The following is a 21973-nucleotide window of genomic DNA, read 5'->3' on the forward strand; positions in this document are numbered from 1 at the left end:
GATATTAAACACCATTAATGGCGAAGAAAAAAACAAAGTCTAACAAAGCACCAAAACGAAAAATTAAAAAACCTGATTTTAAGTTATCTAGCCAGCAAAAACTGGTATTGGGTAGCTTTTTGGTTATTTTGGGCATACTGTTGTGCATTGCTTTTATTTCGTTTTTCTTTACGGGTGAAGCCGACCAAAGTAGCTTGTCAAATTTCACAAATCGAGAGTCAGAAACACAAAACTGGTTAAGCAAAAGTGGCGCTTGGTTAAGCGATTTATTTATACAACGTGGTTTTGGTGTCGCTTCTTTTATATTTTCTGGATTGCTATTTCTATCCGGGGTTTATGTGCTTATGGATATTGCCAAAGCAAAATTACGCAAGCATTGGTTTTGGGGCTTATTCATCATGATTTGGGTGGCGATTCTTTTTGGTTTTTTTGGCGATAAAAACGATATTCTTGGAGGCACAGTCGGTTTCGAAATAAATATGTTTCTACAAGATTATATCGGAAAAATAGGCACTTCACTCCTACTTTTATTCGGCTTAATCACCTATTTAGCCATTCGTTTTAAAGTTACATTCCAAAGTATTTCAAAACTTTTCACATCGGCTAAAAAGGATTTAAAGGATGAGTTCTCAAAAGCCAATGACGAATTTTCTATTCCATTGGATAATAATTTATCCAAAGAAGCCGAAGCTATAAAAACCGCTTTTGACATTCCTTTGGAAAACAAAAAAGCTCCTGTAAAAAAAGAATCCAAACCAGAAGCCCCAACCCCTTTAGAAGTTAAAGTAACTGAAGAAGAACAAGAAGAAGATTTAGAAATGAAGGTTGAAACCGTGGCCGAAGAACAATCGGAAACCGATAATTTAGCCAATAAATTGGTTGAGGATTTTGGGCAGTTCGACCCTACTTTAGAGCTGAGCAATTATCAATTTCCGCCACTCGATCTTCTAAAAAAGTACGATACCGAGGGCATTACCATTAATCAAGAAGAGCTTGAAGAAAATAAAAACAAAATTGTTGAAACCTTAAACAATTACAAAATTGGTATTGCCAGCATAAAAGCCACTATTGGGCCAACGGTTACATTGTACGAAATTGTTCCCGAAGCCGGTGTGCGTATTTCAAAAATCAAGAATTTAGAAGACGATATTGCGTTGTCGCTCTCCGCACTCGGTATTCGTATTATTGCCCCCATCCCTGGAAAGGGTACTATTGGTATTGAGGTGCCCAATAAAAATTCAACCATTGTGTCGATGCGCTCGGTTATTGCTTCAAAAAAGTTCCAAACATCCGAAATGCAACTACCCATCGCTTTGGGTAAAACCATTAGCAACGAAACCTTTGTGGTGGATCTTGCAAAAATGCCGCACTTACTTATGGCTGGTGCCACCGGACAAGGTAAATCGGTGGGGTTAAATGCGGTTTTAACATCGCTTTTATACAAAAAGCACCCTGCCGAAGTGAAGTTTATTTTGGTAGATCCTAAAAAAGTGGAACTGACGCTTTTTAATAAAATCGAACGTCATTATTTAGCTAAATTACCAGATAGCGAAGAAGCCATTATAACCGATAACACCAAAGTAATCAACACATTAAACTCGTTGTGTATCGAAATGGATAACCGCTACGAGTTGCTTAAAAACGCCATGTGCCGAAACATTGCCGAATACAATGCGAAGTTTAAGGCACGAAAATTAAATCCGAATGAAGGCCACCAGTTTTTGCCATATATTGTTTTGGTGGTTGACGAGTTTGCAGATTTAATAATGACGGCGGGCAAAGAGGTTGAAACCCCCATTGCACGTTTAGCACAATTGGCACGTGCCATTGGCATTCACTTAATTATTGCCACGCAGCGCCCTTCGGTAAACGTTATTACAGGTATTATTAAAGCCAATTTCCCAGCACGTATTGCGTTTAGGGTAACCAGTAAAATAGATTCGCGAACCATTTTAGATGGCTCTGGTGCCGATCAACTTATTGGTCGAGGCGATATGCTTTTCACACAGGGCAACGATGTTATTCGTGTACAATGTGCCTTTGTTGACACGCCGGAAGTGGAACGCATTACCGATTATATTGGCTCTCAGAAAGCCTACCCCGAAGCCTATCTTTTACCCGAATATGTTGGCGAAGAAAGTGGCACAAGTCTTGATATAGATATATCAGATCGTGATAAGCTGTTTAAAGATGCGGCTATAGTTATTGTTACGGCGCAACAAGGTTCAGCATCGTTATTGCAACGAAAATTAAAATTAGGATACAATAGAGCGGGCAGAATAATTGATCAGTTGGAAGCCGCCGGTATTGTTGGCCCATTTGAAGGCAGCAAAGCCAGACAGGTTTTAATCCCTGATTTATTGGCGCTCGACCAGCATTTAGAAAACGAAAGCCCATAATGGGCATTTAATTACAATAAAACACCAATCTGATTTACTGAATGATTGGTTAAATAGATGTTCAAAAAAATCAAAACAAATGAAAAGAATTTTTAGCATATTATTAATCACACTTTCAATAAGTGCCTTCTCCCAAAACAAAGGTAAAGCCTTATTACAGGAGGTTTCAGCTAAAGTAAAAAGCTACGATAATATTTCAATAGATTTCAAATATATCCTTGAAAACACGTCAGAGAACATCAAACAAGAAACCCGTGGCGATGTGGTGATGCAAGGTGAAAAATACCGATTGAACATTTTAGGAATCACCCGCCTTTTCGACGGAAAAACAACGTACAGCATTAGTCCGGAAGATGAAGAAGTGACTATTTCATCTGATAATACCGACGACGAAGACAACATCACACCCAGTAAAATGCTCTCGTTTTACGAAGATGGGTATACTTACAAAATGGATATTGAGCAAAATATTAAAGGCCGAAAAGTACAGTATGTTAAGTTAACACCAATTGATTCAAACTCTGAAATAAAACACATTCTTTTGGGTGTCGATAAGCAAACCAAGCATATTTATAATTTGATCCAAATCGGTAAAAACGGGACTAAAACAACACTTACTGTTAATTCTTTTAAAACAAACGAACCTTTATCAAAAAGCTTATTTACCTTTGATGCCAATAAATACAAAGATTATTACATCAATAAATTAGATTAGGTAACTTTTGTGAAAATTCTTGACCGTTACATACTAACCACATATCTTAAAACTTTTCTCAGCGTATTTGTAATTTTATTGCTGATTTTTGTTTTACAAACCATTTGGCTCTATATAAAAGAACTTGCCGGCAAAGATTTGGACATGATTGTAGTGTTTAAGTTTCTGGCGTATTTTATGCCCAAGCTTATTCCGCTAGTCATCCCACTTACCATACTTTTATCGTCCATTATGGTATTTGGTAGTTTTGCCGAAAATTATGAGTTTGCCGCCATGAAATCGACCGGGATTTCCCTGCAACGCGCCATGTCGGGACTCAGCATTTTTATTGTGGCTTTAGGCTTTACAACCTTTATGTTTTCCAATAATGTGATTCCTTGGGCAGAATACAACTCACTCAATCTGCGTAAAAACATTGCCAAACTTAAGCCCGCAATGCTTTTAGCCGCAGGACAATTTAACGAGGTTGGAGATTACAATATAAAATTTGCGAGCAAAAGTGGTGATAAAGGACAATACCTTAACGATGTTGTTATTCATATAAAAGGTGCCGATAAACGCACCAATGCACAAATGATAAAATCAATTTCGGGAGAGTTAATAGGTAAAGAAACCTCGAATGTTTTAAAGCTGATTTTAACCGACGGCAATTACTATAACGACATTTATCGAAAAAATCCGAAAGAAAGAAAAAAACAACCTTTTGCTAAAAGCACCTTTGAAAAATACACCATTAATATTGATTTATCGCAAATAAATGACAATGTTGATATTGATGATAAATCGTATTCAGACAAATACAACATGCTTAATTTAAGCGAATTAAACTACACTATTGATTCGCTGACAGAGAAACGAAACAAAACACACGAAACACTTTCTAAAAGCCTGTACCAGCGCACAAACATTACCCGATTAAAAAACACAAGTACCACCAATAAATCTAAAGTAAAACAAAAAAACGATTCTGTTTATAGCGGGGAAATATTGGATTTATTTGAAACAAAAAACAAATCACAACTTCTCGATTTAGCTTTAAGGAACACGAACAGTACCAAACAGATTATTGAATCGAAGCAGGTTGAACAAAAACTAGCAAAAAGTAATTACAACAAGCATATTGTCTCCTTTCACGAAAAACTGGCGCTTGGGTTTGCCTGCATTATCTTGTTTTTTGTTGGTGCGCCACTTGGTGCTTTAATTCGCAAAGGTGGTATTGGCTTGCCTATGGTTATTGCCATCGTCCTATTTTTAACCTATCATTTTATAGGAATTTTTGCAACAAATAGTGCAAAAAGCGGTGATTTTAACCCAATACTAGCCAGTTGGTTTTCCACACTCGTTATGTTTCCGTTGGGTCTGTTTTTAACCAAAAGAGCGACCGAAGATAAAGGCTTGTTTGAAATGGACAATATTATTGAGCCATTGAAAAAAGTGTTCAAAATCAAACCCAAAGGCAGTATTAACTACAAGTTTCTTTCTAAATATTCAAACGAAGAATTAATTAACGTGGTGAAGCATTACGAAACCCTTGGGCATAGTGAAAACACACGTTACGAAGCCATTAAAACCCTAAATGCAAGACATGTTGATGTTGATGAATTAAGAAAACAAGGCGTATCAATCCATAAAACTTTTGACGCCTCAAAAACCATGTTCAACAATTACAAAGCGCACTCAAAATTCGCTATCATTTTATACAGTATTGGCGTTATTTTATTGGTATTGTTCTTTGTTTTTAAAAACAATAAAATGCCCTCTTTACAGTCGGCATCTATTCAACTTAGTGCAGTTGCTTTGTTTCTGTTCATCATTTATTATTCAAAATCCATTCTCAATTTAAACCGTTTTTATTACCTTATCAATAAAAAAGTAAAGATGCCTCATATTATCCTTTTAATAATTGGCGTGCCTTTATATATGCTGGTTTATCCTTTTTTAAATGTAAAAATTAACGAGGACTTAAAACAAAATTGTTTAGATAGTCTAAAATAAGCAATATCTTTGCACCATGATTTTAGAACCTATGACCACAAATAAAACTTCGGAATTTAAACTGAACACCATACACGAAGCTATAGACGATATAAGAAACGGCAAAGTTATTATTGTTGTTGATGACGAAAACCGTGAAAACGAAGGCGATTTTGTGGCCGCCGCCGATAAGGTTACGCCACAAATGATAAACTTTATGGCAACTCACGGCAGAGGGCTTATTTGTACACCACTTACCGAAAACAGATGCAAGGAGTTGGAGCTTAACATGATGGTGCGGAATAACACAGACCCGATGGAAACGGCCTTTACAGTATCCGTAGATTTAAGAGGCAACGGTGTAACCACAGGGATTTCAGCAAGTGATAGAGCCAAAACGGTTAAAGCTTTAATAGACCCAAGCACAAAACCTTTTGAGTTGGGCAGACCTGGGCACATTTTCCCTTTAGTAGCCAAGGAAGGTGGCGTATTACGACGTACGGGACACACCGAGGCAGCCATAGACTTTGCGCGTTTAGCTGGTTTAAAACCCGCTGGCGTTATTGTTGAAATAATGAATGAAGATGGTACCATGGCACGCTTGCCAGAACTCATGGAGGTAGCCAAAAGGCTGGATTTAAAAATTGTATCGATTGAGGATTTAGTGGCATACAGAATGCAACATGATTCTTTAATAGAGAAAAAAGAAGATTTTCAAATAGAAACGCGGTTTGGAAGTTTTCGATTAAGAGCCTACCAGCAAACCACAAATAATCAAGTGCATATCGCTCTAACAAAAGGACAATGGAAAGATAACGAGCCTGTGCTTACCAGAATTAATTCCACCTTAATTAATAACGATATTCTCGGTACGCTAACCAACAATGTTGATAAGCAATTAGACAATATGTTTAAGCTGATAAACAAAAATGGCAAAGGCGCCATTCTGTTTATAAACCAAGAGTCGCAGTCTATGAATATTTTAAAGCGTTTGTCTTTTTTAAAGGAAAACCAAAAACCAAATAAAATTTCAAAAGCACCAAAAATTAATATGGATAACCGCGATTTTGGTATTGGTGCTCAAATTCTGCATGACCTAAACATCCATAAATTAAACTTGATGTCCAACACCGAACAAACCAAACGTGTAGGTTTAATTGGTTATGGCTTAGAGATTGTAGATTACGTTAAATACTAAAAAGAAAGCCAATACCGTTAAGTTTTAAACTTCCTTTTCCTCAATTAATAGCTGCCTTAAAAACTATTTTACCACTATTTTTTTAGATGCACTATTATTTTTATTAAACACTTTTAATATATAAAGTCCAGACTTTAAACCTTCAATATTTAATGCTTTAGAGCTGTTTGAGGTCTGTAATATTTTTTCACCTAAAACATTGTATAATTCCATTTTATCAACAGTTGTATTAGACGCTATATTTATAACATCTGAAGCTGGATTAGGGTATATTTTAAAGCTATCTTGTTCAAAAGAATTCGTGCTTAATGGTGCCGCAACCGAATAATCCATTTCTTCTTTATAATAGGGTTCCCACGCGTTGGACACCCAACTGTACCAAATATATTCAGTTTTATTGTCGTTACCATCATAGACACTTAATTCCCTATCAGAGTTTACATAAACTGCCCCATTCCAAGTTTGTTGTATATACTCTATTTCTAGTGACCCTGAATATGTGGTTGAATATCTTTCATATAAATCCCAACCGCTTCCATTGTAAGTTTCAACAATAAGTTCTGTACGCAAACCACCAACATAAGTCGCCGTATCACGTTCATCCAAATCCCACATATTGGTTGTCGTATTCCAAACACTATTAATTATTTGTGTTGGCAATCCAGATGTATAGGTAACATCGAGCTTATCTTCATTTACCCAAGCAGATGTATCCCAATATTGATAGGTAAATTTAATAATATTCGATCCCGAATACTCATACAAAACCCTATACGCATTTTCATAGAGTTGGGTAATGGCATTGTATGATTGATCTAATTCTTCAATTAAATTATTTGAACCGTCATAGGTAAAAGTAGTTTGACCTGTAGTTTCCCATTGCAGTGAAACGCTATTCCATATTTGCCCTACATCTAAAATTATATCATTATTAGTATTATAGGTTTTAATATCTTGATAGGCTAACATCATCCCGGGCATGCTAAATCCCTGTAAAAGTGTTTCTTTAGTACCACCATTGGCATAGGTAAACTGCTCGGTTAGGTTATGCGTCCATTCTGATGCAAATGCATCCCATGCATAAATTCGTTTTTCATCAACTTTATAAGTTTGCGAAAAACTAGTAAAACATATAAAAAAAGAAAAAATAAATGTTGAAAAGTGTAAAAGTCGTTTCATAATTAATAGCTTTAAGTGGTTTATAAAAATCCATCGAAATAAATTAAAAAACGTGAATATTATTAATTTAAATCTGTTCAACTCTAAATACAATCAAGTTTAAAACAACACTTAATTGTATTACAGTTTGCTATTAATCAATTGTGACACAGTAAATTGCACCAACTAAAGATATAAATAATTATTAAAATTTCTGTACTTATTTGTTTTCTATTTTCAAAGGAGTTAACTCACCCACTTCATCATTAAGGCACAGGCAAAAGCCGCATAAGTACCTAAAGCATAACCCAATACCGCCAACAACACCCCAACAGGCGCCAACGATGGGTGAAAAGCACCAGCAACCACGGGTGCAGAGGCAGCACCGCCAATATTGGCTTTAGAGCCTACTGCCAAAAAGAAATATGGTGCTTTAATGATTTTGGCGACAGTGAATAGTAAACCTACGTGAATAATCATCCAAACAAAGCCAATGCCAAATAAACTGATGTTTTCCACAATGGCGTTTAAATTCATTTTCATGCCTATGGCCGCTACCAGAATGTAAATGAACACCGTTCCTATTTTACTGGCTCCAGCCCCTTCATAACTTTTAATCTTGGTAAACGACATAATAACACCAACGGTTGTTGCTGTAATAATGAGCCAGAAAAATGAGCTTCCCAGTCCAAAATCAACTAAAACCGGTGCGTTTTCCTTTATCCAAACGCTTAGGTTATCTCCCACAATATGCCCAATGGAAGTCACTCCAAAACCGATTCCTAAAAGAATCATAAAGTCGTTAAATGAAGGCACTCTAGCAGTCTCTAAACTAAACTTTTCCATCTTGTTTTTCAAGGTGGTAATCGAAGAGTTATCAGCTTTAAAATATTTGTCTATTTTATCAGATTTAGCGACACCAAGTAATAAAAATATCATCCAAACCTCAGCAACCAAAACGTCAACCACCGCCATAATACTAAATAAACTATCACCCACTTCCCATTGTTCTTTCATGGCTAATTGGTTGGCACCACCACCAATCCAACTGCCCGCAACGGTTGAGAGGCCTTTCCACAATTCGGTGCCTTCTACAGAAACTAAAATATCTGGTGACACATACTTAAAAAACAGAATAGCGAGCGGTCCACCAATCATAACACCGATGGTCGCTGTTAAAAACATAATAAGGGCTTTGGAACCGAGTTTGAACACGCCTTTTAAATCGATACTCATGGTTAAAAGCACCAACGAAGCAGGCAGTAAAAATCGAGAAGCCACATAATACAAATTACTGCCACCCACGAATTGTGAATACTCCGACGGATTGATTTGATTAACCATCGCATATTCCTTTAAGGTATGCAAATTGGTAACGCCATCTAAATTACCGTAAATTGACTGTAAATGCTTTATGGTTGCCGAAACATCAATCCATTTATCAGCTATCAATCCCACGGAACTTAATATGGATGGAATAAAATAACACAATAAAAGCGCAGGGACAATACTGTAAAACTTCTTAAAACGGGGTAAACTCGATGAATAAAAGATGAGTGCCAGGGTTACGGCTAAAACACCAAAAATAATAGTGTCGTTTGAAAATAAAGGAATGTCGCTGCTTATTTCTGCTAAATTCATAAAGCGTTGTTTAGTTAAAGGGTGTAAAAATATGTTTTTTGTTTGATAATCCTGATTTTAAAAGACGTTTAAAAAATCTCCAAACTGCCTTTACCTTCACGAAGAATTATAGGTTCGTCTTCAGATAAGTCTATAACCGTTGAAGCTTCATTATCGCCATAACCGCCATCAATTACCAAATCGACTAAGTTACTCCATTTTTCCAATATTAATTCAGGATCGGTGGTGTATTCCAAAACTTCGTCCTCATCGTGAATAGAGGTCGATATAATGGGGTTGCCCAATCGTTTAACAATATCTAAAGCAATGTTGTTATTAGGCACACGAATACCCACTGTTTTGCGCTTTTTAAAAGGATTTGGAAGTGATTTTCCTCCGGGAAGCACAAAGGTATATGGCCCCGGAAGCGCACGTTTTAAAATTTTAAAAGTTGTTGTATCTATTTGTTTTACATAATCGCTTAAGTTGCTTAAATCGTGGCAAACAAACGAAAAGTTTGCTTTTTCAAGTTTTACTTGTTTAATTCTCGCAACCCGTTCCAAAGCTTTTATATTGGTAATATCGCAGCCTAAACCGTACACGGTATCGGTGGGATAAATTATTAGGCCGCCGCGTTTTAAAACAGCTACCACTTTTTCAATCGCTTTCGGATTGGGATTTTCTTCATATATTCTTATAAACTCAGCCATAATAACTATCTTGTAATTGCGTTTACAAAATAAATATTATTTTTATAATGAAGGCACTTAAATCTACTTTCTTAATTCTATTTATAACACTTGTTGCTTTGAGCTGTTCAAACGAGACAGCCACCGAAGACCCCATTGCAAGTTTAGACCCTTCCAAATATTATGAGGAATTAAATATTTCTTACGGTGAAGATGCCGATCAAAAATTCGATTTGTATCTGCCCGCCAACAGAACGGCGAATACCAAAGTGATGGTTTTGGTACACGGTGGCGGTTGGTCTGCCGGTGATAAAGCTGACATGAATCCTATAAAAGATTTACTGCGTCAGGATTTACCCAACCTAGCTATTGTAAATATCAATTACCGATTGGCAGATGAAAACAACGCGCCTTATCCCATGCAAATGGATGATATTACAACCATCATCAATCATTTAAAAGATAATAAAGTAAATTACACCATTTCTGAAACTATCGGATTTATTGGCACGAGTGCAGGTGCGCATTTATCCTTACTTTGGAGTTACGCTTTTGATGCCAATAATAGTGTAAATATGGTATGCAGCATCGTAGGGCCTACAAACTTAACAGACCCCGCATATTTAAATAATACAAATCCAGATTTACAGGAATTGTTGGATTTGTATGGCGAAAATGCATCAACGGATTTTTTAGAAGAAGCCAGTCCGTACCACCAAGCGACTGTTCTATCGCCGCCAACTATTTTGTTTTATGGCGGACAAGACCCATTAATTCCAACAACGCAGGGTACCGATATGCGCGATCAGTTACAAAGCTTGGGCGTTACGCACGAGTTTACTTTATACCCAAATGCGGGACATGGTTGGGTTGGTTTAGAATTGATAGACACTTGGGTGAAACTTAAAGCTTTTATAATTAACCACTTGTAAACAACCTACCTTGAAGCCAGTTCACGAGCTTTAGTGGTAAAAACCAATAGATTTAGAACAAACTCCGGAATATTTTAATCTCGATTATCGAGTAAAAATTGTAACATTTCGGTATTATATTAGTCTTAATAATATGCTAAGGCTTCTTTCCTTTATATTGATTTTTACTTTTAACAGCCATGTGGTTTTTGCAACTCATGGCATCAAAAAATCTATTCTCTTTCCTAAAGCTGAAATTTTAAATGAATACACCACTAGAATTCCCTTTAAACTCGTCGATCATTTAATTGTCGTTGAAGCTGAATTATTAAACAAAAAAGGCAATTTTATTATCGATACAGGCTCTGAAACCTTAATATTAAACAGTGGCCATTTCCCGAATATGTACGCCAATAACCGAAAATACAAAGAAGCTTCCGGTGTTTTGGAAGCCATCGATTACTCTTACGAAAAACAAGTTAAAGAGTTTGTATTGCAAAACTTTAGATTGGAAAACAAAAGTTCCGATGTTATCGATTTATCGCATATCGAGCACAGCAAAAAAATTAAACTGTTGGGTATTATTGGTTACAACATTTTAAAAGATTACGAAATTTTTGTCGATATGCACTTAAACCAAATCACGCTAACAAAAGTAGATGCCAAAGGAAACAAGTTAGACAAACACTTGTATTTGGAAAAAATTGTGGATAGCGTAAATTTCAAACTAAAAAAGCACACCATTGTTTTAAACAGCACAATTAATGATCAAAAACTAAAATTTGGATTGGATACCGCGGCGGAATTTAATCAAATAAGTAAAAGCGTTAATAAAAAAGTGCTAAAATATTTTATCCCCAAAAAGCGATTGACGTTAATTGGCGCGAGCAATAAAAACATTGAGGTTATGGCAGGAAAATTGCATCGTGTTAAATTAAAGGAAACTATTTATTTTGGGCCTATGTTAACGGTTTTAACCAACTTAAATAAAATGAATGACGCTTTTGGCACCGATTTAGATGGTATTTTTGGTTATGAATTTTTTGCACAAAAAAGAACCATCATTAACTATCATAAAGAAAAATTATATTTTGTAGATTTCCCATTAAAAACCCAGTGAAACAATTAATAACACATATCGCTATTTTAGTTTTTGCTTTTATAAGCTTAAACACTTACGCTCAAAAAGATAGCCTTAAAGGCTACAGAATTGAGGGCGATACCATTGTGTTTTCTTTTGATAAAAATGATTACCAAAAAGCGACTCACGATTTTGGTGGCGATAAGCGTGATTTTGATGATTTGGACATTGAAAATGTGGTGGTTTCCGGAGAATTCAACAATTGGTCTAAAAACAAATGGTACATGACCAAAGTGGATAACGACCGCTACGAACTGAGAAAAAGCATTCACGATTTCACCGATGAATTTTCGTGGGAATTCAAATTCGTCATCAACAATGCCTATTGGGCAGAACCTTCGAAAAAATATGGGAATATTTCCAAAGCCGTAAAAGATGGTCAGCGATTGCACGGGGTTTACAACCTAAAAATGTATGTGGCGCACCCCAACGAAAAAGGAAATGCGCACTTTAAACTAAAAGGATTTAAAGACGCCAAAAAAGTTATAGTGGCCGGTTCGTTTAATAAATGGAACGAAAATTTGTTTAAAATGAACAAGGTTGACGACGGTTGGGAACTCACCCTAAAAATAAAACCCGGCGTTTACGAATACCGTTTTATTGTGGATGGCCATTGGATGGAAGACCCCAATAATATTCATAAGGTGCGGAATGAATACAGTGAATACAATTCACTAATCGATATAAAAGAATATACCGCCTTTAAACTAAGAGGCTTTACCGATGCCAAAAAAGTCGTGCTTTCGGGCTCTTTTAACAACTGGAACGAACACGAATTAGTTATGGAGAAAAAAGATTACGGCTGGAAATACGTATTACCACTTTCAGGAGGAAAGCACCATTATAAGTTTATTGTGGACGGCAAATGGGTTTTAGACCCCAATAATGCCGTAAAAGAATACGATGGTAATGGGCATGTTAATTCGGTTTGTATGATTAAGTGATGATTGTTTTACAATTGTTAAATTAATAGTGTTATTTTAGGAGCATTATTATACCGAAGTTAGCATTAATTTGAGAAATGGAATTAAAACAAAGAAAATTATTCAATTCAAATAAGTTCCTAATAAGAGACAGTGGAGTGGAATGGTCATTAAGAGAAAAATTTAATTCTCAAAATACTTTCTTTGAGTTCGAGGAGTTAAACTTCAAAAAAGCTACTAAATACAAGAAATACAATCTTGCCTTTATTATACTTTCAATATTAAGTATTATAGCTTTATTTTTGAGTTTAATTCCAAGTGACAATAAAGCGTTTGATTCGACAACGATTGTTGTTTTTTCCGTTCTATCACTAGTTTTTGTCGGACTTACTTTCATTTTGAGAACGGACAATATTTATATTCCAACTGACAGAGGAGTTCATATCGTTATGTATAACGGACTTCCGACCAAAAAAAAGTTTTCGGCTTTTTTAAAAAACTTAAAAAGCGAGGCTAAACAAAGCATCATGGACAAATATTTCGGAGATGAAAATACTGACCAGCGAAAGTTATATTTATTCCTTAACGAAAGAGGACTTTTAGAAGAGAAGGAAAAAAGGACATTTGAGGAAAATTTAAAAACTAACCATAGGACTGAAATAAAAGGATTTGGAAAAAATTAATACTAACAATTCATAGCTACAATTCTCGCTAACCCATCGCACGTTCTAACCCACAACTTCCAACTTAGCAAAACGCAACAATAATTTTTTAACGCCACCGTGCTGAAAATTAATTTCGGCTTTTATATCGGCGCCTTTGCCTTCTATTTTCATAACTTCTCCTGTCCCAAACCTGATGTGCTTTACAATATTACCAACCACCAATTTACTGTCAAATAGATTGGTGTTTCCGTCTGTTTTTGCAACAGGCTTTAAGTTTTTAGGCGTTGTTACCTGGAATTTTTCTTGGGACCTTTTTGTACTTCCTTTTTTTAATACCGCCTTTTTTGCGGGTTTGTATCTAATTTTATTGGGGCTGACTTTGGAGTCTTCAACATCGCCAAAAATATCGGCATCGAGCATGGGGTTAAATCGGCGTTCTTCAATGGGCGTTACAATATCCAAATACTGCTCGTCTATTTCTTCAATAAAACGACTGGGTTCAGAATCAATCAATTTCCCCCAACGGTAACGCGATAAGGCATAAGTTAAATACGCTTGTTTTTCAGCTCGTGTTAACGCCACATAAAACAGGCGCCGCTCCTCTTCGAGTTCGCTACGGGTGTTCATGCTCATCGCACTCGGGAACAGATCTTCCTCTAAGCCCACAATAAACACATACGGAAACTCCAAACCTTTTGCCAAATGTATCGTCATGAGCGCCACGTGGTCGGCATCACCTTTATCGGCATCCAAATCGGTTGCCAAAGCAACATCTTCTAAAAACTCCGCTAAATTCCCCGTGGTATCGGCAATTTCTTTTTGGCCTTCAACAAAATCCTTCATACCGTTTAAAAGCTCCTCGATATTTTCCATTCGGGTAACACCTTCGGGCGTCCCGTCTTTATTGAATTCCCTTATTAAACCACTGGTTCTGGTAACGTGTTCGGCCAATTCAAAAACATCGGCGGTTTGGTTTAAAACCTGATAACTTTCAATAAGCGTTACAAAATTCTGCAATTTTATTTTGGTGCCCGAATTCACTTTTACATCAGTTTTATCGATGTTTTTCATCACCTCAAAAATGGTTCGGTTATAGCCATTTGCCGAAACAATAAGCTTGTCCATCGTGGTTTGCCCAATACCGCGCGGTGGAAAATTAATAACCCGCTTTAAAGCCTCTTCATCCGCTGGATTAATAATGAGTCGCAAATACGAGAGCACATCTTTTATTTCCTTGCGTTGATAAAATGACAATCCGCCATAAATTCTATATTTAATATCGCGCTTTCGCAAGGCATCTTCAATGGCTCTTGACTGCGCGTTGGTACGGTATAAAATAGCAAAATCACTGTTTTTTAATTGGTGATTCATTTTGGTTTCAAAAATGGTACTGGCCACATAACGCCCTTCATCACCATCGGTTAACAAGCGGTGCACTTTTATTTTATCCCCTTCATCATTAGCCGTCCAAACTATTTTCTCTAGCTTGGTTTGGTTTTTATCGATAATGGAATTTGCAGCATTGACAATGTTTTTTGTTGAGCGGTAATTTTGTTCCAGTCGAAAGACTTTTACATCATCGTAATCCTTTTGAAAGTTCAAAATATTATTAATATTCGCGCCACGGAAGGCATAAATACTTTGGGCATCATCACCAACCACACATATATTTTGAAACTTATCCGACAAGGCACGCACGATTAAATACTGCGAGTGGTTGGTATCTTGGTACTCATCCACCAAAATATACTTAAATCGGTTTTGATATTTTGCCAGAACTTCAGGGAAACGCGTTAAAAGCTCGTTGGTTTTCAGGAGTAAATCATCAAAATCCATCGCGCCGGCTTTAAAACAACGCTCTACGTATTCTTTATAAATATCGCCCATTCGTGGACGACGCGCCATAGCATCGGCTTCTTTTAATTCTGGATTTTGAAAATAAGCACGCACCGTAATCAAACTATTTTTATACGACGAAATTCGTGAGCGCACCTGTTTGTATTTATAAATATCTTTATCAAGGCTCATTTCCTTGATAATCGAAGCTATCAACCTATCGGAATCCTGTGTGTCGTAAATCGTGAAATTGCTTGGGTAGCCCAATCTATCGGCTTCAATTCTCAATATTTTGGCAAATACCGAGTGAAAGGTGCCCATCCACAAATTCTTCGCTTCACTAGCACCAACAATGGTAGCGATACGCTCTTTCATTTCTCGCGCCGCTTTATTGGTAAAGGTCAACGACAAAATATTAAAAGGGTCAATCCCTTTACTCATCATATAAGCAATGCGATACGTGAGCACACGCGTTTTGCCAGAACCCGCACCAGCGATTACTATCATGGGGCCTTCAATTTGGATGGTGGGCTCTAATTGTGCGTCGTTTAACTGACTTAAATACTTCTCCAATTCATTTTCATTTTAAGCTGTGAAATTAACCATTGTTAAGCTTTTATCGAAGCCGAATTATCAATAATTATAAACAATTAATACATATATCGGCTTTAATTAATTTTTGAATATCTTTAGGCTTGAATTTTAAAATTGCGACAGCTTTTAAATATGAAATATCTTTTTGTAATATCTATTTTCTTTGGGATTTTTAAATCTTTCGGTCAAACTAATTTAGAACAACAATTTATAGATATTGAAGCCAAAGTGATTGAATGGCGCAGGCATTTCCATGAAAATCCTGAACTTTCAAACAGGGAATTTAAAACTGCAGAAACCATTGCAACCCATTTAAAAGGTTTAGGTTTAGAGGTAAAAACCGGTGTAGCATATACCGGTGTTGTAGCCATTTTAAAAGGAAACAAACCTGGAAAAGTCATAGCCCTACGAGCCGATATTGATGCGCTGCCCGTTACCGAAAGAAACGATTTACCCTTTAAATCTGAAGTAAAAACCACGTTTTTAAATACCGAAACCGGTGTGATGCATGCTTGCGGCCACGATACGCACACCGCCATTTTAATGGGTGTTGCCGAAATACTTTCAAAAAACAAAGATAAAATTAACGGCACGGTAAAATTTATTTTTCAACCCGCCGAAGAAGGTCCGCCACCAGGTGAAGAAGGCGGTGCAAAACTGATGATTAAAGAGGGTGTTTTAGAAAACCCCAAAGTAGATGCTATTTTTGGGTTGCACATTCGCTCGAATTATGAGGTCGGTACCATTCATTATAAAAAAGGCGGCATTATGGCATCGGTTGAGCGGTTTGTGATTAACGTAAAAGGCAAACAGACTCATGGTGGCCGGCCGTGGCAAGGTGTTGACCCGATACTGATTTCGGCAAAAATTATTGATGGCCTGCAAACCATTATCAGTCGGGAAGCAAAACTGGTGGATGAAGCCGCTGTAATTACCGTTGGAAAAATTACGGCAGGAACACGTTTTAATATTATCCCTGAAACAGCAGAACTCATTGGAACTGTGCGAACTTTAGAACCAAAAATGAGAGAACACATTGAAAAACGCATGACCGAAATGGTAACCACTTTAGCCAAAGCCTATGGTGGCGAGGCTACTATCGATTTTCAGAATTTTACAGCCATTACTTATAACGATGCCGATTTGGTTGATAGAATGTTGCCCACACTGCAAAGAGTTGCCGGCACAGAAAATGTACGTTTACGAAAAGCAACAACTGGCGGCGAGGATTTTTCGTATTACCAAGAAATTGTTCCCGGTTTTTATTTCTTTTTAGGAGGCATGACACCCGGAAACGAAGAGGCATTTCCACACCATACACCCGATTTTAAAATTGATGAAAGTGGCTTACTTTTGGGTGTAAAAACATTAACAAATATTACCTTTGATTTTTTAAATAATTAACCGAACACAAAAAACCACTCAATTTTTTATGGACGCAGAACGCATTATTGACTTGTTTTTATTCGCTATTCCATCGTTAATCGTCGGACTTATTGCCTATTATTTTTTTAAAGAACACACTAAAAACGAAGATGGCCGCAGACGCTTTTTATTGAAAAAAGATTTGCAGGTATCTGCAATGCCTTTACGCCTACAAGCCTATGAAAGACTCGCTTTGTTTTTAGAACGAATATCGCCCAATAAGCTCATGGTAAGAGTACCTCCAATATCCTCTAACAAAGATGATTACGAACAATTACTTATACAAAACATTGAGCAAGAAATGGAACACAACATAGCACAACAAATTTACGTAAGCGAGAAATGCTGGAATATTGTTTCGGCTGCAAAAAATGCTACGATTCAATTGATACGAAAAGCGAGTTTGCTTGAAAAAACCGATTCCGCCAACAAACTTAGGGAAGTTGTGTTAACCGAAATGATGGAGCGTCGCGCACCAAGCGATGCAGCTTTGTCTTTTATTAAAGAAGAGGTTTCAGATTTATGGTAAGCTATCTTGCATACGCAACTCGTTAGAGCGCGCTTCCTCTGCTTTTTGCTTGGCATAAAAATACCCTTGCTGCCACCAAGACCTCATTAATTTTTTGTTGAAAATCAAAGAGTTTTCGGTAAGCTTTGATGGTGTATAATATAAATTAAGCTTTACGTCTTTATTTTTTGCTGCCAGCTTTCCTATCAGGATATCGCTGCGTTCCACCTGATCCAACAGATGTCCAAATAAATTCAACATTAATGAAAACGGGTTTTTACCAAGCACTTTATTGTATGCCATACTTTCGGATTCTAAGATAATGGCATCAATCTCGGTAGCGCCTCTTAAAATAGCTTCACGAATGGGCACCACGCAACCAAAAGCCCCATCGGCATATTCAAATCCGTTCTTTTTTACCAAAGACATAAATGGAATGTAATTGCACGAAATCCATATCCAATCACAAAACTCCTCATAATTAAAATCTTTTATCGATTTATATTCCACCCGGTTTTTAGAAAGATTAGACACGGTAACCACCACATCGTCTTTGGTTTCCCGTATCAATTTAAATTCGTCGTAAGTAAAATGCTTTTTCAAATAGCGTCGCAACGCTTTGCTTTCTCCAAAAGTCCGTTTCATCTTAATAAACTGCCAAAGTGAATTTATAAAGTCTATTGACACAAATTCCCTGTCTCCCTTTTTTCGAAGTACAAATGGATTTACACTAAAAATATTGCTTTGATGCACATTGGTGAATACCTGGTGAATTTTATCAATCTTGCCAACCGCTAGGTGCGGAATTAATAAGCTACCGGTAGATGTGCCTAAAAACATATCGTATTCCCTACCTTCTTCCTTAATTAAATATTCGGCAACACCGCCTGCGTAAGCGCCCTTACTGCCTCCTCCCGAAATAACTAATGCCTTCATATTTAGCTTTCTAATTGACTGAGTTCTTCATTTTTAAATTTGGCGAAATTATAACCATCTTGCCACCATTCCGTCATTTTTTCTTTATCAAATATCAACGAATTTGTTGTTAAAACCGTTGGTGCATAATAAAAATTTATTATCGCATTATTATGTGATGCAACAAACTTACCAATTTTTATATTTTGCGACTCAATGCGATCGAGCATAAATCCAAACATATTTGTAATTAAAGAAAAAGGGTTTTTGGAGGGCATTCTATTTAATAGCGTAGTTTCTGTTTGTAAAATAATGGCATCAACTTCTTTTGCACCGCGACGAATAGCTTCTTCAATAGGCACCATATTTCCCATACCGCCATCGGCATATTCGCAGCCATTTATTTTGTATAAGCTCATAAATGGGGTGTAATTGCAAGATACCCAAATCCAATCTATAAACTCTAAGTAATCAAATTCTTTTAAAGCTTTGTATTCGACCTGATTAAGCGATAAATTAGAAACCGTGACCACAATGTCCAAACCCGAATTTTTTAATTCCAAAAACTCATTTTTGGTCAAAGTTTCCTTAATCAACTCTCTTAAATTATAGCTTTCCCCAAAGGTTTTGCTTCCTCTAATAAAATTTAAAACCACGCTTAAATGCTTAATTCCAATGTTTTGGACGCCGTGTTTTTTCTTGATAACAAAAGGACAAACATTAAAAATACTATCGTTTGATACATTGGTGTAAACCCGTTTTATTTTATCTATTTTACTGAGTGCCAAATGAGAAACCAGCAAACTCCCGGTTGAAGTGCCAATAAACAATTGATACTGTCGTTTTAAATCTTCAATTAAATATTGAGCAACGCCACCTGCAAATGCGCCTTTACTACCACCACCTGAAATGACCAATGCTCTCATTTAGAATTTTTAATGTAAATATAACAAGGATAAAGTAATTTCTGTAATAAGACGTTTCATTCTGGACGCAGTGCGAGGCTTTGTTAGATTGAAACTAAATCGGAATAAGATCAAATTGAACGGGTAGTCACACTTCGACTGTGCTCTATTAGACTCAAAAAGAAATGATTCGCAGTATCTGAACCTTATTTTAATTTAATTTTTAATGGCCATATTTTCCAACAATGTTTTTGCAAACTTTGAAAATTGCCAATTGTGATGTTTGGTTGCTTGTTTTAAATGTTCTTGACAAACTTCGCCGCAGGATTGAACCCATGCTAAATAGCGAAATGCATTCATTCTGACTTCAAAACCGTATTTAGGACTTGTATAACCCAACAACTCATTAAAGTATTGCTGACTGTTTTCGGGCTCATAACCATCGGTAATTAAAGCCAATGTCAGCCAAAGCGTTCTCACATTTTTATCATTAAAACCAATAATTCCTTTGGTTTTATTGAGGTATTTATTTCTGTCTTTTGGAAAATTATTCCATAAATTGAATAGTGCTATTTCTATGGTGATATAAGATTTATCATTTAAAAGCGATTCGTAGTCTTTTTTTAATTCAAAAGGAATTTCACGCATCGTACTAGCTATAGCTTGACGGACTTTCACACCCTTATTTAAAAATGTAGATTTTGAGATTTTACCTCCTAATTGTTCTACTATTTTCTGGTTTAAAAACTCATCTTTTGAAACCATTAAAATTGTTTTGCAAGCTTCGGGGTAACCACCACAGTCGATTGGATAATATCTGTCAAAAGGTACTGGATAGCCACTATGTGTTAAATTAGCTAAAATGATATTAGCAAAAAATCTTTTCTCAATTTCATCATAATTAAGATTGCTACTTTTTAACCAAAAGTCAACAAACTCACTCAAATCTTCTCCACTGGCCTTTTCAGCTTCACCTATAAAATCATTGGTTTCCACATTCTTAAACTTATACTTTTTCAAATAGTTTTTAACCCCTTTTTTAAAAGCCTTATCGCCTATGCGCTCCCTTAAAATATGCAAAACCCAAGCGCCTTTTTTATAAAAGGTCGTGCTACTCGATTTTGGGTTTAACAGCGATGTACTCTCGCCTCGCTTGTCCTGTTCCAATAATTCTTGGGCGTATTCGTACAATCTCCAATAGTAATAATCGTCACCAAAAATATCGCGTTCCGCCAACAAAGCGTAATAGGTTGCAAACCCTTCTTGAAGCCAATGGTGCGTGCCAGATTTTGCCGTAACCAAATTGCCAAACCATTGGTGCGCCAACTCGTGCGCATTGACGTTTACATAGTTTTTATCGACAAACCCAATAGAATCAATCACAAAAGAATCTGCAAAAATGGTGGTTCCTGTGTTTTCCATTCCGGCATACAAAAAATCTTTTACGGGCACTTGTTTATAGTTTTGCCAAGGATACGGCACACCGATTCCTTCCTCTAAAAAATCGAACATTTTTTTGGTGTAACGATACGTGGGTTCAAATTTCAGAGAATCTTCAGTGTAATAATACATTTCTAAAGACACACCGCTTTTTGAATATTCTACCTTTTTATCATATTTACCAATGGCTAAAGCGACTAAGTAGCTGGACATTGGTTTTTTCATATCGTAGTGCCATGTTGTTGTTGATGCGTTGATTTGTTTATTTGTTAATTTCCCATTAGAAATTACCTGATAATCATTTTGAAAAGTGATAGATATATCGAATTCAATCTTTTCATTCATATCGTCAACACTTGGCAGCCAATTACTCGTGTATTTTCCTTGTCCTTGCGTCCACACCTGTTTATTTCTATTTGTCACACTGAACGTAGTCGAGGTATCCCAGTCAATAAAATACATGGCTTTTTTGGGTGTGGCTTTCCAAACAATATTAACTTTATGCTTAGTATTCGCTTTAAATGGATGCTTTACAATAAGCTGATTTCCGTTATATAAACTATCTTCAAATTGACGATCTAGTATATATTTTATTTCCTTGAAATTTCTAGCATCAATAAAAATAGAATCGACGTCTTTTAAAATTTCAAATTCATAAGTCACAAGTCCTTCAACTTCTTTTTTTGTTAAATCTCCAAAAGTAATTTCTGCTTTAGCGGTTTTAAAATCAACATATTCTGTTTGTTGAGAAAACCCAAAAAAACCAATAAAAAATAAAAATAGAAGTGCCAATTTCATATAGTTAAATTTTTCAAAAACCTATTTTTCAGTAATTTAATTATTTAGGTGGTTATTAATCATTGCTTGCCAAATGCCCATTATGGGCTTTCATATATAAACCACATCAAGTATGAGACCAAAATAGCACTTTTAAACTTAATTGAAATACACTAAATT

At 36.2% G+C, this 21973-nt stretch carries 17 protein-coding genes; 10 read left to right on the forward strand and 7 right to left on the reverse strand.

The genetic code is table 11. The features are described 5' to 3' along the window. Positions 1-17 precede the first annotated feature (17 nt). The 4 genes from RNZ46_RS00550 to ribB all read left to right on the forward strand — a co-directional run bounded on the left by RNZ46_RS00550 (position 18) and on the right by ribB (position 6286). Positions 18-2399, forward strand: a complete 2382-nt coding sequence (locus tag RNZ46_RS00550) for a DNA translocase FtsK (RefSeq protein ID WP_316983449.1) — start codon at positions 18-20, stop codon at positions 2397-2399. 79 nt (positions 2400-2478) lie between these two features. Continuing rightward, positions 2479-3114, forward strand: a complete 636-nt coding sequence (lolA1, locus tag RNZ46_RS00555) for an outer membrane lipoprotein periplasmic chaperone LolA1 (protein WP_316983450.1) — start codon at positions 2479-2481, stop codon at positions 3112-3114. A 9-nt stretch (positions 3115-3123) separates the two neighbouring features. After that, positions 3124-5109 (forward strand): LptF/LptG family permease, encoded by a 1986-nt coding sequence (locus tag RNZ46_RS00560; RefSeq protein WP_316983451.1) that lies wholly within the window; start codon positions 3124-3126, stop codon positions 5107-5109. A gap of 31 nt (positions 5110-5140) precedes the next feature. Next, positions 5141-6286, forward strand: coding sequence for a 3,4-dihydroxy-2-butanone-4-phosphate synthase (gene ribB / locus RNZ46_RS00565; RefSeq protein WP_316985010.1), 1146 nt, complete (start codon positions 5141-5143; stop codon positions 6284-6286). Positions 6287-6349: 63 nt separating this feature from the next. Here ribB and RNZ46_RS00570 read toward each other — a convergent pair whose 3' ends face one another. The 3 genes from RNZ46_RS00570 to RNZ46_RS00580 all read right to left on the reverse strand — a co-directional run bounded on the left by RNZ46_RS00570 (position 6350) and on the right by RNZ46_RS00580 (position 9774). Then, on the reverse strand, positions 6350-7465 hold the full coding sequence (locus tag RNZ46_RS00570; protein ID WP_316983452.1) for a T9SS type A sorting domain-containing protein: 1116 nt from the start codon (positions 7463-7465) through the stop codon (positions 6350-6352). Positions 7466-7690: 225 nt separating this feature from the next. Then, on the reverse strand, positions 7691-9085 hold the full coding sequence (locus RNZ46_RS00575; RefSeq protein ID WP_316983453.1) for a DUF819 family protein: 1395 nt from the start codon (positions 9083-9085) through the stop codon (positions 7691-7693). A gap of 68 nt (positions 9086-9153) precedes the next feature. Beyond that, entirely contained in the window at positions 9154-9774 is a 621-nt protein-coding gene (locus RNZ46_RS00580) for an L-threonylcarbamoyladenylate synthase (protein ID WP_316983454.1), read from the reverse strand. A 47-nt stretch (positions 9775-9821) separates the two neighbouring features. On the opposite strand from RNZ46_RS00580, the gene RNZ46_RS00585 reads away from it, so the two are divergent. The 4 genes from RNZ46_RS00585 to RNZ46_RS00600 all read left to right on the forward strand — a co-directional run bounded on the left by RNZ46_RS00585 (position 9822) and on the right by RNZ46_RS00600 (position 13411). Further along, positions 9822-10685, forward strand: a complete 864-nt coding sequence (locus RNZ46_RS00585; protein ID WP_316983455.1) for an alpha/beta hydrolase — start codon at positions 9822-9824, stop codon at positions 10683-10685. A 157-nt stretch (positions 10686-10842) separates the two neighbouring features. Next, on the forward strand, positions 10843-11784 hold the full coding sequence (locus RNZ46_RS00590; protein WP_316983456.1) for a pepsin/retropepsin-like aspartic protease family protein: 942 nt from the start codon (positions 10843-10845) through the stop codon (positions 11782-11784). Beyond that, positions 11781-12749 (forward strand): early set domain-containing protein, encoded by a 969-nt coding sequence (locus RNZ46_RS00595; RefSeq protein ID WP_316983457.1) that lies wholly within the window; start codon positions 11781-11783, stop codon positions 12747-12749. Before RNZ46_RS00590 ends, RNZ46_RS00595 begins: the two co-directional genes overlap by 4 nt. Before the next feature lie 77 nt (positions 12750-12826). Further along, complete coding sequence (locus tag RNZ46_RS00600; protein WP_316983458.1) at positions 12827-13411, forward strand: hypothetical protein; 585 nt, start codon at positions 12827-12829, stop codon at positions 13409-13411. 45 nt (positions 13412-13456) lie between these two features. On the opposite strand, the gene RNZ46_RS00605 is transcribed toward RNZ46_RS00600, so the two are convergent. Next, positions 13457-15802, reverse strand: coding sequence for an ATP-dependent helicase (locus RNZ46_RS00605; RefSeq protein WP_316983459.1), 2346 nt, complete (start codon positions 15800-15802; stop codon positions 13457-13459). A gap of 153 nt (positions 15803-15955) precedes the next feature. Here RNZ46_RS00605 and RNZ46_RS00610 point away from each other — a divergent pair, with 153 nt between their 5' ends. Beyond that, the gene (locus tag RNZ46_RS00610; protein WP_316983460.1) at positions 15956-17227 is read left to right on the forward strand and encodes an amidohydrolase; all 1272 of its coding nucleotides are present in this window, start codon (positions 15956-15958) and stop codon (positions 17225-17227) included. A 28-nt stretch (positions 17228-17255) separates the two neighbouring features. Beyond that, the gene (locus tag RNZ46_RS00615; protein WP_316983461.1) at positions 17256-17777 is read left to right on the forward strand and encodes a DUF7935 family protein; all 522 of its coding nucleotides are present in this window, start codon (positions 17256-17258) and stop codon (positions 17775-17777) included. On the opposite strand, the gene RNZ46_RS00620 is transcribed toward RNZ46_RS00615, so the two are convergent. From RNZ46_RS00620 to RNZ46_RS00630, 3 genes are all read right to left on the reverse strand, one after another. After that, positions 17769-18692, reverse strand: a complete 924-nt coding sequence (locus tag RNZ46_RS00620; protein WP_316983462.1) for a patatin-like phospholipase family protein — start codon at positions 18690-18692, stop codon at positions 17769-17771. The two genes, RNZ46_RS00615 and RNZ46_RS00620, sit on opposite strands and share 9 nt — an antisense overlap. A gap of 2 nt (positions 18693-18694) precedes the next feature. Further along, a complete protein-coding gene (locus RNZ46_RS00625; RefSeq protein WP_316983463.1) occupies positions 18695-19597 on the reverse strand; it encodes a patatin-like phospholipase family protein in 903 nt (300 codons plus the stop codon). A gap of 195 nt (positions 19598-19792) precedes the next feature. After that, positions 19793-21814: a M1 family metallopeptidase gene (locus tag RNZ46_RS00630; RefSeq protein WP_316983464.1), complete on the reverse strand. Its 2022-nt coding sequence runs from the start codon at positions 21812-21814 to the stop codon at positions 19793-19795. Between the last annotated feature and the right edge of the window lie 159 nt (positions 21815-21973).

It is taken from the genome of Hwangdonia lutea (assembly GCF_032814565.1).
Lineage (GTDB): Bacteria > Bacteroidota > Bacteroidia > Flavobacteriales > Flavobacteriaceae > Hwangdonia > Hwangdonia lutea.

Bases quoted from the DNA above. Each gene is read 5' to 3' on its own strand.
- RNZ46_RS00550 (WP_316983449.1), top strand. From the start codon at position 18: ATGGCGAAGAAAAAAACAAAGTCTAACAAAGCACCAAAACGAAAAATT.
- lolA1 (WP_316983450.1), top strand. From the start codon at position 2,479: ATGAAAAGAATTTTTAGCATATTATTAATCACACTTTCAATAAGTGCC.
- ribB (WP_316985010.1), top strand. From the start codon at position 5,141: ATGACCACAAATAAAACTTCGGAATTTAAACTGAACACCATACACGAA.
- RNZ46_RS00570 (WP_316983452.1), bottom strand. From the start codon at position 7,465: ATGAAACGACTTTTACACTTTTCAACATTTATTTTTTCTTTTTTTATA.
- RNZ46_RS00575 (WP_316983453.1), bottom strand. From the start codon at position 9,085: ATGAATTTAGCAGAAATAAGCAGCGACATTCCTTTATTTTCAAACGAC.
- RNZ46_RS00580 (WP_316983454.1), bottom strand. From the start codon at position 9,774: ATGGCTGAGTTTATAAGAATATATGAAGAAAATCCCAATCCGAAAGCG.
- RNZ46_RS00585 (WP_316983455.1), top strand. From the start codon at position 9,822: ATGAAGGCACTTAAATCTACTTTCTTAATTCTATTTATAACACTTGTT.
- RNZ46_RS00600 (WP_316983458.1), top strand. From the start codon at position 12,827: ATGGAATTAAAACAAAGAAAATTATTCAATTCAAATAAGTTCCTAATA.
- RNZ46_RS00610 (WP_316983460.1), top strand. From the start codon at position 15,956: ATGAAATATCTTTTTGTAATATCTATTTTCTTTGGGATTTTTAAATCT.
- RNZ46_RS00615 (WP_316983461.1), top strand. From the start codon at position 17,256: ATGGACGCAGAACGCATTATTGACTTGTTTTTATTCGCTATTCCATCG.
- RNZ46_RS00620 (WP_316983462.1), bottom strand. From the start codon at position 18,692: ATGAAGGCATTAGTTATTTCGGGAGGAGGCAGTAAGGGCGCTTACGCA.
- RNZ46_RS00625 (WP_316983463.1), bottom strand. From the start codon at position 19,597: ATGAGAGCATTGGTCATTTCAGGTGGTGGTAGTAAAGGCGCATTTGCA.
- RNZ46_RS00630 (WP_316983464.1), bottom strand. From the start codon at position 21,814: ATGAAATTGGCACTTCTATTTTTATTTTTTATTGGTTTTTTTGGGTTT.